Source organism: Pseudovibrio sp. W74 (assembly GCF_001623085.1).
Taxonomy (GTDB): Bacteria; Pseudomonadota; Alphaproteobacteria; order Rhizobiales; family Stappiaceae; genus Pseudovibrio.
Window position 1 is genome coordinate 69,706 of sequence record NZ_LMCJ01000060.1, and the last position, 13,914, is coordinate 83,619.

13 protein-coding genes are annotated in these 13,914 nt (G+C 50.9%); 10 read left to right on the top strand and 3 right to left on the bottom strand.

The genetic code is table 11. The features are described from left to right. Positions 1 to 31 precede the first annotated feature (31 nt). Complete coding sequence (locus tag PsW74_RS25480) at positions 32 to 559, bottom strand: DinB family protein (protein WP_063290302.1); 528 nt, start codon at positions 557 to 559, stop codon at positions 32 to 34. 202 nt (positions 560 to 761) lie between these two features. Between PsW74_RS25480 and PsW74_RS25485 the strand changes: the two genes are divergently transcribed. Together PsW74_RS25485 and PsW74_RS25490 are read left to right on the top strand one after the other, a co-directional pair. Continuing rightward, positions 762 to 1,826 (top strand): LacI family DNA-binding transcriptional regulator, encoded by a 1,065-nt coding sequence (locus tag PsW74_RS25485; protein ID WP_063290301.1) that lies wholly within the window; start codon positions 762 to 764, stop codon positions 1,824 to 1,826. Positions 1,827 to 2,396: 570 nt separating this feature from the next. Beyond that, positions 2,397 to 2,843 carry an AprI/Inh family metalloprotease inhibitor gene (locus PsW74_RS25490; RefSeq protein ID WP_063290300.1) on the top strand — a complete coding sequence of 149 codons (447 nt, stop codon included), beginning with the start codon at positions 2,397 to 2,399 and terminating at the stop codon, positions 2,841 to 2,843. A gap of 7 nt (positions 2,844 to 2,850) precedes the next feature. On the opposite strand, the gene PsW74_RS25495 is transcribed toward PsW74_RS25490, so the two are convergent. Beyond that, the gene (locus PsW74_RS25495) at positions 2,851 to 4,029 is read right to left on the bottom strand and encodes a pyridoxal phosphate-dependent aminotransferase (RefSeq protein ID WP_057461852.1); all 1,179 of its coding nucleotides are present in this window, start codon (positions 4,027 to 4,029) and stop codon (positions 2,851 to 2,853) included. A 194-nt stretch (positions 4,030 to 4,223) separates the two neighbouring features. On the opposite strand from PsW74_RS25495, the gene PsW74_RS25500 reads away from it, so the two are divergent. From PsW74_RS25500 to PsW74_RS25520, 5 genes are all read left to right on the top strand, one after another. Continuing rightward, positions 4,224 to 4,460, top strand: a complete 237-nt coding sequence (locus PsW74_RS25500; protein WP_063290299.1) for a hypothetical protein — start codon at positions 4,224 to 4,226, stop codon at positions 4,458 to 4,460. Between the two features lie 194 nt (positions 4,461 to 4,654). Further along, on the top strand, positions 4,655 to 5,752 hold the full coding sequence (locus PsW74_RS25505; RefSeq protein WP_063290298.1) for a GTP-binding protein: 1,098 nt from the start codon (positions 4,655 to 4,657) through the stop codon (positions 5,750 to 5,752). Between the two features lie 6 nt (positions 5,753 to 5,758). Then, entirely contained in the window at positions 5,759 to 6,736 is a 978-nt protein-coding gene (locus tag PsW74_RS25510) for a WD40 repeat domain-containing protein (RefSeq protein ID WP_063290297.1), read from the top strand. A gap of 19 nt (positions 6,737 to 6,755) precedes the next feature. Beyond that, entirely contained in the window at positions 6,756 to 7,280 is a 525-nt protein-coding gene (locus PsW74_RS25515) for a DUF2937 family protein (protein ID WP_063290296.1), read from the top strand. Positions 7,281 to 7,306: 26 nt separating this feature from the next. After that, positions 7,307 to 8,248, top strand: coding sequence for a LysR family transcriptional regulator (locus PsW74_RS25520; RefSeq protein WP_063290295.1), 942 nt, complete (start codon positions 7,307 to 7,309; stop codon positions 8,246 to 8,248). Between the two features lie 14 nt (positions 8,249 to 8,262). On the opposite strand, the gene PsW74_RS25525 is transcribed toward PsW74_RS25520, so the two are convergent. Further along, positions 8,263 to 9,351, bottom strand: a complete 1,089-nt coding sequence (locus PsW74_RS25525; RefSeq protein WP_063290294.1) for a Glu/Leu/Phe/Val dehydrogenase dimerization domain-containing protein — start codon at positions 9,349 to 9,351, stop codon at positions 8,263 to 8,265. A gap of 269 nt (positions 9,352 to 9,620) precedes the next feature. On the opposite strand from PsW74_RS25525, the gene PsW74_RS25530 reads away from it, so the two are divergent. The 3 genes from PsW74_RS25530 to PsW74_RS25540 all read left to right on the top strand — a co-directional run bounded on the left by PsW74_RS25530 (position 9,621) and on the right by PsW74_RS25540 (position 13,909). Then, positions 9,621 to 11,453: a DUF1007 family protein gene (locus PsW74_RS25530; RefSeq protein WP_208988162.1), complete on the top strand. Its 1,833-nt coding sequence runs from the start codon at positions 9,621 to 9,623 to the stop codon at positions 11,451 to 11,453. Between the two features lie 704 nt (positions 11,454 to 12,157). Beyond that, complete coding sequence (locus PsW74_RS25535) at positions 12,158 to 13,246, top strand: TRAP transporter substrate-binding protein (RefSeq protein ID WP_063290292.1); 1,089 nt, start codon at positions 12,158 to 12,160, stop codon at positions 13,244 to 13,246. Between the two features lie 129 nt (positions 13,247 to 13,375). Beyond that, positions 13,376 to 13,909, top strand: coding sequence for a TRAP transporter small permease subunit (locus PsW74_RS25540; protein ID WP_057461842.1), 534 nt, complete (start codon positions 13,376 to 13,378; stop codon positions 13,907 to 13,909). The last annotated feature ends 5 nt before the right edge of the window (positions 13,910 to 13,914 follow it).

Genomic DNA, 13,914 nt, shown 5'->3' on the forward strand with positions numbered 1-13,914 from the left:
GTTAAACACAGGCCAATGATTTTTTATTGATTTAAGCGTCCTGGCAGAGAAACAGCAGGTCTGTATCTGGTGTTTCCAGTCCAAACTGGGTGAGCAGAGTTGTTATCTGCCCTCTGTGGTGGGTTTGGTGGTTGAAGAAATGCAGCACCAAGTCCCCAAAGTTTTTCGTTGCGGGTATGCCTTTCATGTTGGCATAGGTGAGAGCGTTCTCCGCTTGGGTGGCGGTGATGTCCCCTGCAAATTCTTCAATGATCGCGTCCAGCTTTTTCCGCGCAGCCTTCAGGTCTGACCAGCTGTCGTATGGAATGGATGTGAGTGCGGTTGGCACTGGAAACTGATCAAGTTGCTGCAGGCTCTCATATGTTTGGGAATGCTTTGCGAAACGGCGCAGCCAGGCCAGATCTCCCACCACGATATGATTGAAGGTCGCGAAGACTGATTTGAAGAATGCACCGCGGTTTTCTTTGAGTTGCGCATCGCTCAGCTGCTCCGCGCATTCGTAAAGCCGTGCATTCATCCAGGTGTTGTACTGGGCCAATAATTTGAAGTCTGAATACATTTTCTCGAAACCTGCTATTTGCTTATGTATTTAGCTAAAAAATATCAGCATGTTTGATGAGTTTGGCAAGTGGCTAAAACTTGAGAATTCATAATGAATTCTCTTTGTTGGCAGTGTGGAGTATTGCTATTTGCTAATGTTGCTGTGCATAAGTGCTTAAGAATACAAACTGGATCCGGCTGGATATGCGAGGACATCGGCATTGAGCGGCACAGGTAAACCATTGAGATTAGGCGATCTTGCTGAGAAACTGGGCGTTTCGACGGCTACGGTTTCTTTGGCTTTGAGAGATTCCCCTTTGATCGCTAAAGCCACGAAAGCACGGGTGAAAGCCTATGCTGAGGAAGTGGGCTATATCTATAATCGGTCAGCTGCATCTTTGCGGACATCTCAATCCAATATGATTGGGGTGGCGGTTCACGATATTCTCAATCCCTATTTTGCCGAGGTGTTTCGTGGGCTGGAAGAAACTCTGGCGCTGCACAACAAGACCATTCTGATTTGTAATCACCGCGATATTGTCGAGCGGCAGAAACATTTCACCGATACGCTGCTGCAGCATCGGGTTGATGGGCTTATTTTGTGCGCTTCGGTTGGCACGACTGACAAGGACATCAACTCCATTGTGCGGCAAGGAGTGCCAGTCACGCTGGTTTGCCGCGATGTGGCCGGGGCGGATGCGCCTTGTGTTCGTGGTGACGATTTTCTTGGGTCCTACCGGATTACAAAACATCTGATTGAGCAAGGGCATACCCAGATCGCGATGGTTGGTGGCCGGCGTGGCAGTTCTGCCGGACGCGACCGGAACCGCGGCTGGCGCTCAGCGCTTGAGGATGCGGGGATCAATGCGGATGAGCAGCTGGATATTCCTGAGTTGATGACGCAGGATGATGGCCGATCCATTGCCAAGCAGATTGTGCAGACGGATCCTCGACCAACGGCTGTGGTGTGTTTCAACGACCTTGTGGCACTGGGCGTGATGAGTGCTGTTCGCCGACTTGGTGTTGAGCCGGGGCCGGGCCTGGCAATTGTTGGTTACGATGACACCGAGGGTACGGAAAATAGAACACCAGCCCTGACCACTGTGGACAATGGGGCCGGAACCATTGGTGTGAATGCTGCAGAACTCATGCTTTCGCAGATGAATGGCGAAAAGCTCAGTAATGAACTGACGTTAATCGAGCCTAAGCTGCGAATTCGTGAGAGTGCGCCTCCTCCGGGTGAGCGGCTGGTGTCAGTGGACGGGCTGTGCGCGAACCCTGAGTAACTGCCATTTGAAACCAAAAGGCAGTTTGGTGATCGTGAAACTGCCTCATTGAAACTCTATGTTTACTATGCCGCGCTTATCTAAGCGGCATCTTGTATTGCGTTTGGAGTTTCGTCATGGTCAGTTCTCGTGGAAGTATCGAAGATCATAAAGACTTGAAGATGTTTGGTTTTTTTACACTCGCCATGACGTGTATGGTTCTTCTCGTTGGCTAACTCTCTAAATCGACTCGCTTCGCTAGGTTGAGAGGACTGCTCATTTTTGAGTGCTCCTCGCGGTGGCCTTTGAGTTTTGGTTGGCTTGTCTTGCTTGGTTGTCTTTTGATGCGAAATGCAAATCACCTAAAACGAGTGCGTTTTGCACTTCATGTAAATAATAACTAGTATGTAATTAGATTTATTTTAGATTGTATCTGTACTCAACAAGTAATGCGTGTATTTGTTTTTGAGTTAAATCCATGAATAAGTTATGTTTTTAGATCTATTATCTCTCACTTAATTTCCTGTTAACCTTGAGTTAACTGATTGCGCCCAGAATCTGTACATAAAACAGATCCTGGAGGCTGTTCGTATGCATGGGATTTTGAGAAAAACAGTAGTAGCTGCCGGCGCAACCCTGGCGTTAGCTAGCTTTGGCGTCCTATCCGGTCAAGCCAGTGTAATTTCTGGTCACTGGTCAATTTCTGATGTGTTGTCGTCTAAAACCTGCTCTGCGCAGCTTGGTTCTGAGCCTGCTGCGAGTGGATATGGCAACTCGTTTGAGACCAAGAATTGTCAGGGGCTTTATGCGCCTATCTCCAAAGCTACAGCGTGGCAGTGGAGCTATGATGATGGCTTGTCGCTGATGGATGCAGACGGGAAAGTCGTGCTCCAGTTTGATATTGATGAGCTTGATGGGTTGACCTCGGTTGGGCCTTCCTCTCTGTTCCTCATCATGCAGCCTGTGCATCAGGACAGCAATGCCCCAGACCTTTCCGACTTGATCGAAAAGGCCATTGTGGTGACAGCGCAGCGTTAGAGTTTTCCTATTTGGTGTGGGTGCTTAGGAAATCACCCACACGGCTCAATGCACGGCTGATGTTCTCCTCTGAGTTGGCGTAGGAAAAACGCAGATATCCTTCTCCCAAGACACCAAAATCAGGTCCGCCGATGAGCGCAACACCGGCTTCCTCCAAGAGTGCTGAAGCTAAGGGTTTGGCTTGCCATTTTGTTTCTTTGATATTCGGGAAGGCGTAGAAGGCGCCTTTGGGTGTGTTGCAGGAGATGCCGGGCAGGGCGTTCAGTCCCTCCACCACGAGCTCACGTCGTCGGTCAAAAGCCAGCATCATCTGATCTACTGCATCCTGTGGGCCTTCGATGGCGGCAATGCCTGCGTATTGACTGGGTGTGTTGACGCACGACCAGCAGTTCACGGCAAGCTTGCGTGCTTTATCAATGAGAGAAGCTGGCCAGACGGAATAGCCCATGCGCCAGCCTGTCATAGCCCAAGTTTTGGACCAGCCATTGAGCAGGATGAGTTGGTCTTTGAGCTGCTCGAATTCCATCAAGGATGTGTGCTTAAGCCCGTCATAGGTCATGCGGGAGTAAATCTCGTCAGATAGGACTGGCAGGTTTGGATGGTTTTCCAATCCCTTCACCAGCTTCTCTATCTCAGAGCGCGGTGTCACGCCGCCTGTTGGGTTGGCCGGGGAGTTGAGGATGAGCAGAGCTGTGCGCTTATTAATGAGGTTCAGGGTTTCTTCGGCTGAGAAAGCAAAGTCGTTTTCTTCACGGATTGGCACCGGGATTGGGGTTGCTCCGGTGAACTCAATCATGGAGCGATAGATCGGGAAACCGGGATCTGGGTAGAGGATTTCCTTGCCGGGCTCACCAAACATCAGGATTGCCATAAACATGGTGACCTTGCCGCCGGGAACGACCATGACAGCGTCAGGGGAGACATTTGCGCCTGTTTCTGCATGTAGGCTTGCTGCGATGGTTTCTCTGAGTGGGAGAATACCCGTAGCGCCGGTGTAACCGTGGTGGCCATCGCGTAACGCTTTGACGGCTGCTTCCACGATGTGTTCTGGTGTTTTGAAGTCTGGCTGACCGATGCCGAGATTGATGATATCGCGGCCCTGCTGAGCGAGCTCAGTAGCCCGTGCCAAAACGGCGAATGCGTTTTCATCCCCGATGCGATCAAACGCCTCTATGGTTTTCAGCATGATGGTTGGCCTCCCAGTTCCCCAAAACGATCGGCTGGATGGTAGGGGATGGAAGCGATTGAATGCAAACGGAAATTAGTTGAGTGGGTTGAGCGCTGGAGGTTGGGTGTTCCTGTTTAAGCCATCGGTGCCGGCTTCTTGCTTCTGTCAAATAACGAGCCTAGGATCACCTTATATATTGATTGGAGATTTTTATGAGTGGTCTTCGTGTGCCTGAGAAGATCAGGTCTTTGGGTGCTTTTCAGTTTGTGACGAGAAGCCCGGCGCGCATTGTTGTGACAATGGCGATGATGATTTTGATTTATATGTTTTTCTTCTCTCCCTTGCTGAACAGCAGTATGCCGGTTGCCATTAGCTTTGCGGTGTTCTTCATCATCTTTTGCATTGGTTTTCTGCTTGTTCTGGAGCTTTGGCGCAAGCTTGGATTGTGACGTGGGCTAGATGGTGCTGCCAATTCCTGGGGGACAGAAGGTGCGATAACAGCTAATCCGCAGCTAGGGTCTTTTGCTGGCAGAGCAACTGTCTATATTGAGGGCAAGAGATTATCGCATAGCTGCGCTCATTTGCATGAATTCGCTCTAAGTGCCAGCTGAGTGCGAGCGCACACCCATCCAAGGAGACGTAAATGTCCGAGGCTGCTGATAGCCGTATTCCTGTTACCGTGCTGACCGGATATCTGGGCGCAGGTAAAACCACCTTGTTGAACCGTATTTTGAGCGAAAACCATGGCACGCGCTATGCTGTGATCGTCAATGAGTTCGGCGAAATTGGTATCGACAATGACCTTCTCGTTGAGTCTGACGAGGAAGTTTATGAAATGAACAACGGCTGTATCTGCTGTACAGTTCGTGGTGATTTGATCCGCACCGTTGAGAACCTGATGAAACGCAAGGGTGCGTTTGATGCGATCATCGTGGAGACCACGGGTGTTGCTGATCCGGCTCCTGTTGCACAGACGTTCTTCATGGATGATGACGTGCGCGAAGCGGCTAAGCTGGACGCTGTTGTTGCTGTTGTTGATGCCCGCCATGTCCAGCAGCGTTTGAAAGACACTAAGGAAGCAGAAGATCAGATTGCGTTTTCTGACGTGATTTTGCTGAACAAGACCGATCTTGTTTCAGCAGAGGAACTGGCTGGTGTTGAAGTAGCGATCCGTAAGATCAACCCGTATGCGAAGATCCACCACACAGAGCGTTGTCAGATCGCGATTTCTGATGTTCTGGATCGTGGGGCCTTTGAGTTGGATCGTATTCTTGATCTTGATCCGGAGTTTTTGAAAAAGGCTGAGCACGCGCACGATCATGAGTGCGGCCCGGATTGTGATCACGACCATGATCACCACCACCATGGGCACGATCACAAACATGATCATGACCACCCTGACCATGAGTGCGGCCCAGATTGTGATCACGACCATGAGGGCACGCATTCTGTGAAGTCCTATTCCTTCACGGTTGGTGATCTGGACCCGAAAGTCTTCTTTGACTGGATCAATCAGATTACGCAGATTCAAGGGCCGAACATTTTGCGCATGAAGGGTATCCTGTCGTTCAAGGATGATCCACAGCGCTATGTGGTGCAAGGCATTCATATGATCGTAGAGGGCAACCATCAGCGCGACTGGCAAGATGATGAAAAGCGTGAAAGCCGCATTGTCTTCATCGGCCGTGAGCTGGATGGTGCTGCACTGAAAACTGCGTTTGAAGCTTGTGTTGCGGAGTAATTTCTGGTGCCTGTAACTGCTCCTCTTGATACCGATGGATTTGTTGTTTCTGCGACATTTCTGGGTGATGTAGCTGCCTTTGCCAGTGGTGAAGGTTCTGTCTTTTTTGCTGGTGGGCCGGAAACACAGACACCGGTTCACAAAAACGGCCTGCTTTGTGCAACGCCTTCTTTAGATGGCAAGTCTCTGATCACCGGTGGTGGTGATGGCAGGATTTGTAAAGTTAGCGCTGATGGAAGTGTTGAAGAGCTTGCTGAGCAGCCGCGAAAATGGATCGACATTATTGCAGCTGGCCCACAGGACAGTGTGGCCTATGCATCTGGTCGTACGGCCTGGGTTCGTCTGAAGAGCGGTGAGATCAAAGAATTTCAGCTGCCGCGTGCCTTTGCTGGTTTAGCATTTGCGCCTAAAGGGATGCGCCTTGCTGCATCCCGCTATGATGGTGTGACGTTGTTTTGGGTGAATGCCGCTGGTGATCCTCAGGAACTGAGCTGGAAAGGTGCGCATAGTCTGGTCACGTATTCTCCTGAAGGAAAGTACCTTGTGACCACTATGCAGGAGAACGCTCTGCACGGATGGCGTTTGGCTGACAGTCAAGACATGCGTATGACCGGTTATCCGGGCAAGGTGAAGTCCGTGAGTTGGTCTGCCAAGGGCAAGTATCTAGCGACCTCTGGCGCTCAGGCTGCGATCCTCTGGCCGTTTATGGGCAAGAGTGGTCCTATGGGGCAGGCGCCGTTGGAGCTTGGCGTGCGCGGTGACAGCATGGTTACGAGCGTTTGCTGTCATCCGAGCGAAGAGATGGTGGCGATTGGCTATCAGGATGGCATGGTGATGGCCGTTCGGTTCCACGATAATGCTGAAGTGCTGTTGCGCCGTCCGGGTGCTGGTCCTGTTTCTGCCTTTGCCTGGGATAAGAAGGGGAATCGGCTCGCCTTTGGTACGGAAGAAGGTGCTGCTGGAGTGATCACTCTGGTAGATTAACTTAGAGGGGAGGTCCGCGATGATGTTTGCAAGGGTATTGACGCTTGGCGTTGCGCTTGTAAGCGGCACTGTGACCTCTCAGCTTCCTGAGTTCGCCCAGCAATACCGTCAGCGTATGGGCGGCGCTATTGATGCGCTGGAGGAAGTGAAAGCCGATTTTGTTGCGGATGCGACTGCTACCCACCGAAGCGCTTCTGCTGCATTAACGCATATGGCACAGAGCGCGGATGAGTTTGTGCAGTTGCGCGGGAAGAGCGTTGAGCGGTCATTGGATCGCCTTGAGGCTTTGAAAGAACAGCAATTGGCGATGGAAACCGCTGCTGTGTTTGAGCGCGTCTGGATCTTCATGAAAGAGCCGGACACTAAGCTTTCCAAGGCAACCTGGGAAGACTTTGAGCCTGCTGTGCCTGTGACCATTGAAGATGGAGTGCTGGCTGGACTTGGGTTTGCGGCGGGTTTGTTTCTTTTGCGGATGGTTGGCATTGCAGGACGTGTGAGACGTCGCCGGAAGCGTCTACAAAGACAACAGGCTGATGCTCGTTGACTGCGACCACCTATGAGGTTTGATCGATGGATTCCATCACACGAATTAGATGTTTTTTGCAGGTGGTAGAAAGCGGCGGGTTTTCGGCTGCAGCACGGGATATGGGACGCTCCAAGGCGCTTATTTCCAAGTATGTGAGCGAGCTGGAAGATGAACTGGGCGTGCGCCTGCTGAACAGGACGACCCGCCAGATTTCTCTGACCCAGGTTGGTGAAGCCTACTTCCGCGAAGCTGGTGAGCTGTTACAGCGGTTTGATGACCTGAAAGATGCGGTACAGCAAGACCATCGGGAGGTGCGTGGCCGGTTACGGTTGAGTGCACCGCGTTCCTTTTCTGAGGCGACGCTGGGCAGAGTGCTTGCTTCGTTTTTGCAGGAACATCCGCGTGTTGAGCTGGATATCGACATGGAAGATCGCTTCGTCGATATTGTCGAGGAAGGGTATGATGTTGCCATTCGTGTGGCCGAGCTTGAGGATTCCAGCCTGATTGCGCGGAAGATCCGTGACGTTCGTGTCGTGGTTTGTGCTTCTCCTGCGTATTGGGAAGCGCATGGCATGCCTGAGAAGGCAAGTGATCTGGCGAATATGCCGTGCATCATCGATACCAACTACAAGCACAAGACCAACTGGATGTTTCTGGCAAATGGAGAGCGGTTTTCTGTTCCCGTTAAAGGGCCGATGCATGTGAACAGTGCAAAGACTGCGGTTGCGGCGGCGCTGGCAGGCCTTGGCGTTGTGCGTTTGCCGATCTTTTATGTGCTGGAAGAGTTGATGGCAGGTACGCTGATACCAGCATTAGAAGACTACGAAGTACCGGGGCCTGCGATGTACGCGGTCTATCCGCATCGCAGGCATCTGTCTGCGAAGGTGCGTGCTTTTGTTGATTACATGGTCAACTGGCACAAGCAATTGGAGCAGCATGGTGACTGCCCCAAAATGCTTGATGGACCATTGCCCAAAGAGGGCTAGATCAGCCCTCCGCTTTAAGCTGGATTATGGTGATGCTGGAAGCGCTCTTCAGCCAACTCATCTGCGATGATGTTGGTTGGGCGTTTTTCTGCATCGGCGCGATCGAAGATTTGAGCAAGCGTGCCACCAATCGCGAGGGTCTTCTGACGCACGATTGAGTCTGATGCACCAGGCTCGCCCAAAGCGACAGAGATTACACCGCCTGCGTTGATGGCGTAATCTGGAGCGTACAGGATGCCGCGCTTCATGAGAGCTGTGCCGTCTTCCTGTGTTTCCAGCTGATTGTTTGCAGCTCCTGCGACCACAGCTACTTTCAGCTCGGGGATAGTTGCAGCATTCAGGCCACCGCCAAGCGCACATGGGGCAAAGATATCCGCTTTGACGAGATGTGCGTCGTCTGGAGATACGCTGGATGCGCCGAGCTCTTCAATGGCGCGTGTTACTGCCGGATCATAGATGTCGGAGACAATCAGGTTAGCGCCTGCTTCATGCAGCTGACGGGCTACATCATATCCCACATGCCCCAGACCTTTGAGTGATACAGTCAGGCCTGAGAGATCTTCTGAACCGAACTTGTGCTTAGCAGCAGCCTTGATGCCGACGAAGGTTCCCAGTGCGGTGTACGGCGAAGGATCGCCAAAACCAGTGGCATCAGTCCCACGGGCGAATTGAGTTTCGCTGCCAATGATTTCCATGTCGTCTGAGCTGATGCCTACATCTTCTGCGGTGATGTAGCTGCCGGACAGACGATTGATGTGCCTGCCAAACGCTCTGAGAAGTTCGGGGGTCTTATCCGTGCGCGGGTTGGCTATGATGACTGACTTTCCTCCTCCCAAAGCAAGGTCAGCCAGCGCATTCTTATAGGTCATGCCTTTCGAGAGACGGAGTACATCAGTCAGAGCTTCATTCGCGCTTGCATAGTTCCACATGCGACATCCACCGAGACCGGGACCGCGGTTAGTATTGTGAACCGCGATGATTGCTTTCAAGCCCGTTTCGTTGTCTGTTGCAAATACGATTTGCTCGTGGCCAGCGAATTCTGGATGATCCAATGGAGTCATGTAGGTATCGATCGTTATTTTATTATGCAATGGCACGTTCATTCAGCCCTCCCAAACGAAATTGAACAAGAAACGTTGCAGGGATATTGGTTTATTCTTAAAGCAATATCCGGTTTATTTCGTAGGTGATGAGCATCAAATTCGGAAGAATTATCCGAATGGTTCTAAATTACGGGAAAAACGTATCTCAGGTCCTTCAATAAACGGGTCTTGAATTTGCCGTTATTTTATTACACTTGTTGTATCGGGTTCTCACATATTATTAAGGCGCCATGTCTCATAAGCTCCTACGGTTTTTGGCCGCATTTTGCATGCTGTTGGTATTTCTGTTGCCTTCTCAACAGGTTGCAGCGCATCCGCATATGTTCGTGCAGGCTCGGGCTGAGCTGGTATTTGATGATGACGGGTATCTGACTCACATTCGGCACAAATGGTTGTTTGATGATCTGTATACGGCCTATGCCGTGCAGGGGCTGGACCTTAATCAGAATGGATTTTTCGAGAAGGATGAGCTGGCTGAGCTTGCAGAGATCAATATTCAGGGTCTTAGAGAGTATGGTTACTTCACTTTTGGGGATGACAGTCAAACAGAGATAGACTTTTCTCAGCCACTTGAACCTTCCATGAAGATGATCAAAGTGGCTTTTGATGATTATTGGCTGATCAGTGCAGAGGACAAGCAGGCAATTGCAGAAGAGATTGCTGCTGGGCGCAGTAAGCCAGACACGAGTCCTGTGTCACTGGTAGAACTGAGCTTTTCCTTGCCGCTTAAAGAGAAGATCAAAGCTGATAAGCCAATCACACTCGACGTTTATGACCCAACCTACTACATCGATTTCAAGTGGCCCAAGGCAGATATGGCCGTTACACTGAGCAATGCTCCCGGTAAATGCTCCGTTGAACTCGTCCATCCGCCTGAGTTGGACGGGCAAATTGCTGCACAGTTGGCAACCATTGGCGCTGATCAGCGTAATGTTCCTGAAAATCTGCAGAGTTACACCTCTGCGCTTGTCAATCAGGTGATTGTGTCTTGCGATGGCGCTGTGGCAGCTGCGGCTACTACAGGTAATACCAAGTTTATCTCCGAGATCACACCTAACTCGCTTGAGAGCGCTTCTGCTACTGCAGAAGACGCTGTGGCAGCGCTTGCGCAAGGTGGTGATGCAATGGCGTTGTCTTCGGTTTCTGAGCGTGAGAATGTGGGCGCTGCTTATGCTAACCTGCGCGGCCCGGAAATGAATATCTTTCAGCAGGGTATGGCGACGATTACCCGGCTGCAGAATGAGTTTTATCTTAAGCTGACAAGCGCATTAAGGAATTTCCGCAACAATCCTTCTGCCGGGTGGCTTCTGATGCTGATCAGCTTTGCCTATGGCGTGTTTCATGCCGCAGGGCCGGGGCATGGTAAGGCGGTGATTTCTTCTTACGTGATCGCGGATGAGCAGACCTTGAAGAAAGGGATAGCGTTGTCCTTTGCCTCTGCTTTCGCGCAGGCGATGACGGCGATTGTGTTGGTTGGTGGAGCAGGGGTTCTGTTACGTCTGACCAGTACGGCGATCAATGCGACTGCACGTTGGTTTGAGCTTGGCTCTTATGTGCTGGTCTTCCTGCTCGGTCTCTATCTTGTTTGGCAACGTGTTCTGAAGCCATGGTTTGGTAAGAAACCTGCTTCGAGCTGCGGGCATTCCCGTGGCGACGATCACGCACATACTCACGACCATGACCATGCAGGCCATGGAGAGGTTTGCTCTAGTTGCGGGCATGCGCATGCACCTGATCCGAAGATGGTTCAGAACTCGGCTATGACACTTACAAGCATCTGGTCGATTATTCTGGCTGTAGGGCTTCGCCCGTGTACGGGTGCTTTGATCGTGCTTGCGTTCGCGTTTTCTCAGGGCATGATTTGGGCTGGTGTGGCCTCCACGCTCGTGATGGCATTGGGGACAGGTATTACCGTTTCTATTCTGGCGAGTCTCGCAGTGCTCTCGCGTGAGGTTGCCTTGCGGATCTGGGGTGCCGACAGTCAGGCTGGTACAGTTATTCTGCGCGGTTTTGAGGTGGTTGGCGCTCTGACTATTTTGCTGATGGGAACGTTGATGCTGATTGCTGGGCTGAATGGTGGCGCAACGGCAGTTCTGTTCTAGATTACGGCAATTTTTGGAAGAATCGCTCTCGAAATGCCTGAGAAATTTGCTTTCAAGCAATTTCGTATGGGCGTTTTCGAAGAAATTCGCGCTATCGTTAATGCGCGAACCTGTAGAAAACCACACCTTCGTGTGGATAGTTGTTTGTGCATCGGAACGCATCTTTAAATGTAAGCTGTCTTCGCTTTGCAATGCCGACCTGATTGAGGTCTAGGGTCTCGGATTTATCGGGTGGCATCGTGTCTGTGCACCTCTGCTCAGTTTCAACTGAAACTGTAGATTAGTTTCCTCTAAATTATTGTATTTTAAAGCATCTACCACCTGCGTGGCCTAATTCACCCAGAAAATTAATGGAGCAATGCTCAAGCCAGTTAGGTCATGTAGGCTGACTTATTAACATTGAAATAAAAGGCTATGAATTCCGATTTTGGAGGTTGATTGTTAGCCCTCAAGGGCGGAGATTCCTAAAAATGTTTCGATAGTTACGTTGCGGCTGGTTTCGGTTGAAAACGCATAGATGAGGTACGCTCAGTTGATCCAAGAATAATTAATTTGTCCAATAGGGTGCAGATTTCCTTGTATTTTCACGTAGTTTTAGGGTTATAAGAAGTTGGTCATGTTGTCGCAGAGATCTCAATGGAAGAGGTTCAATTCTGCGGAGGCATAAAGAGATTTGATTTAAGAAGCTCTTGGGAGGAGTTTTTATGGACCGCCGTAGTTTTCTGAAAAATGCTGGTTTGGCAGGTGCAACCGCTGGCGCAGCTACTCTTGCAGCTCCAGCACTCGCAGCTGGTAAGCGCGAACTGAAAATGGTCACCACCTGGCCTAAGAACTTCCCGGGTCTCGGTACTGGCGCACAGCGCATCGCTGACCGTATCACTGCTGCCAGTGAAGGTCAGCTGACTGTAAAGCTGTTTGCTGCCGGTGAACTTGTTCCTGCATTTGAGAGCTTCGACGCTGTTTCCAATGGTACAGCTGACATGTACCACGCTGCTGACTACTACTGGCTCGGCAAGCACAAAGCATTTGGCTTCTTCACTGCCGTTCCAATGGGCATGACAGCTGCTGAGCTGGAAGCATGGATGCATTTCGGTGGCGGTCAACAGCTTTGGGATGAGCTTGCTGGTCAGTTCAACGTTAAATCCTTCCTGGCTGGTAACACCGGTCTGCAGGCAGGTGGCTGGTTCAACAAAGAGATCAAATCTCTTGAAGACCTCAAAGGCCTGAAAATGCGTATGCCTGGTCTGGGTGGTGAAGTTCTTCGCCGTCTTGGTGCATCAGCTGTTGCGCTTCCTGGTTCTGAAATCTTCCCTGCAATGCAGTCCGGCGCGATCGACGCAACTGAGTGGGTTGGCGCATGGAACGACATGGCGTTTGGTTTCTATAAAGTTGCTAAGTACTACTACACCAAAGGCTTCCATGAGCCAGGTGCAGGTCTGTCCTTCGGCATGAACAAGGGTGTTTGGGAAAGCTTCACACCTGGTCAGCAGGAGTTGATCCGTTCTGCATGTATGGCAGAGAACAACTACATGTTCGCTGAGTACAACCACAACAACGGTGCTGCTCTGGAAACTCTCCTGACCAAGCACAACGTTCAGGTTCGTGACTTCTCTGATGACGTGTTCGATGCAATCGGTCGTAAAGCTGAGGAAGTTGTTGCTGAAGTGGCTGAGACAGATGACATCTCCAAGCGCATCTACGAAAGCTACGTTAAATCTCGTAAGGAAACCTCTGCATGGTCCAGCCTTGCTGAGCGTAACTACCTGACAGCTCGCGATCGTATCCTGGGCTAATTTTACTTATTGCTGCACACGCTCTCCGCAATCCTTGCGGGGAGCTTTTCTTTCAAGAGCTCTATCTTGGCCTTTGGGGCCCAATAATAATCCTAGAGGCTTGGTTTAGACCAAGACGAAGAGGCGGGCATGCGCGCCCTAATGAACCTGATTACCTCAGTCAATCGTGGCATCGGCAAGAGCTGCGCCTGGCTGACTTTGGGCATTGTGCTTGTCCAATTTACAGTGGTGGTGATGAGATACGTTTTCGGTATCGGTTCCATCTGGATGCAAGAATCCATCACCTACATGCACGGTTTCCTGTTTATGTCGGCTGCTGCTTATACGCTAAGCGTAGATGGGCACGTGCGGGTCGATATCTTTTACCGGGATGCTCGCCCACGTATCAAAGCGATGGTTGATCTGCTCGGTTCGGTGTTCTTCCTTCTTCCGATGTGTGCGGTGATTATTTACTGGTCCTGGGGCTATGTGCTCAGTTCCTGGGCAATCTGGGAAGGGTCTCAGGAGGCATCCGGTATTCAAGGACGGTATCTTCTGAAGAGTGCGATTATTGCCTTTGCCGTTCTGGTTTCCTTACAGGGTGTCGCCATTATTCTTCGAAGTGTTCTTGCCCTTCGCGGTGACAAGAAGGCACTCGACTCATTTCGTCAGATCCAGGAGTAATCGGA

Excerpts from the sequence above, each read along its gene's own strand:
- PsW74_RS25525 (WP_063290294.1), bottom strand. The coding sequence starts at position 9,351 with ATGAACGTGCCATTGCATAATAAAATAACGATCGATACCTACATGACT.
- PsW74_RS25515 (WP_063290296.1), top strand. The coding sequence starts at position 6,756 with ATGATGTTTGCAAGGGTATTGACGCTTGGCGTTGCGCTTGTAAGCGGC.
- PsW74_RS25495 (WP_057461852.1), bottom strand. The coding sequence starts at position 4,029 with ATGCTGAAAACCATAGAGGCGTTTGATCGCATCGGGGATGAAAACGCA.
- PsW74_RS25490 (WP_063290300.1), top strand. The coding sequence starts at position 2,397 with ATGCATGGGATTTTGAGAAAAACAGTAGTAGCTGCCGGCGCAACCCTG.
- PsW74_RS25480 (WP_063290302.1), bottom strand. The coding sequence starts at position 559 with ATGTATTCAGACTTCAAATTATTGGCCCAGTACAACACCTGGATGAAT.
- PsW74_RS25530 (WP_208988162.1), top strand. The coding sequence starts at position 9,621 with ATGCTGTTGGTATTTCTGTTGCCTTCTCAACAGGTTGCAGCGCATCCG.
- PsW74_RS25535 (WP_063290292.1), top strand. The coding sequence starts at position 12,158 with ATGGACCGCCGTAGTTTTCTGAAAAATGCTGGTTTGGCAGGTGCAACC.
- PsW74_RS25505 (WP_063290298.1), top strand. The coding sequence starts at position 4,655 with ATGTCCGAGGCTGCTGATAGCCGTATTCCTGTTACCGTGCTGACCGGA.
- PsW74_RS25520 (WP_063290295.1), top strand. The coding sequence starts at position 7,307 with ATGGATTCCATCACACGAATTAGATGTTTTTTGCAGGTGGTAGAAAGC.
- PsW74_RS25540 (WP_057461842.1), top strand. The coding sequence starts at position 13,376 with ATGCGCGCCCTAATGAACCTGATTACCTCAGTCAATCGTGGCATCGGC.
- PsW74_RS25500 (WP_063290299.1), top strand. The coding sequence starts at position 4,224 with ATGAGTGGTCTTCGTGTGCCTGAGAAGATCAGGTCTTTGGGTGCTTTT.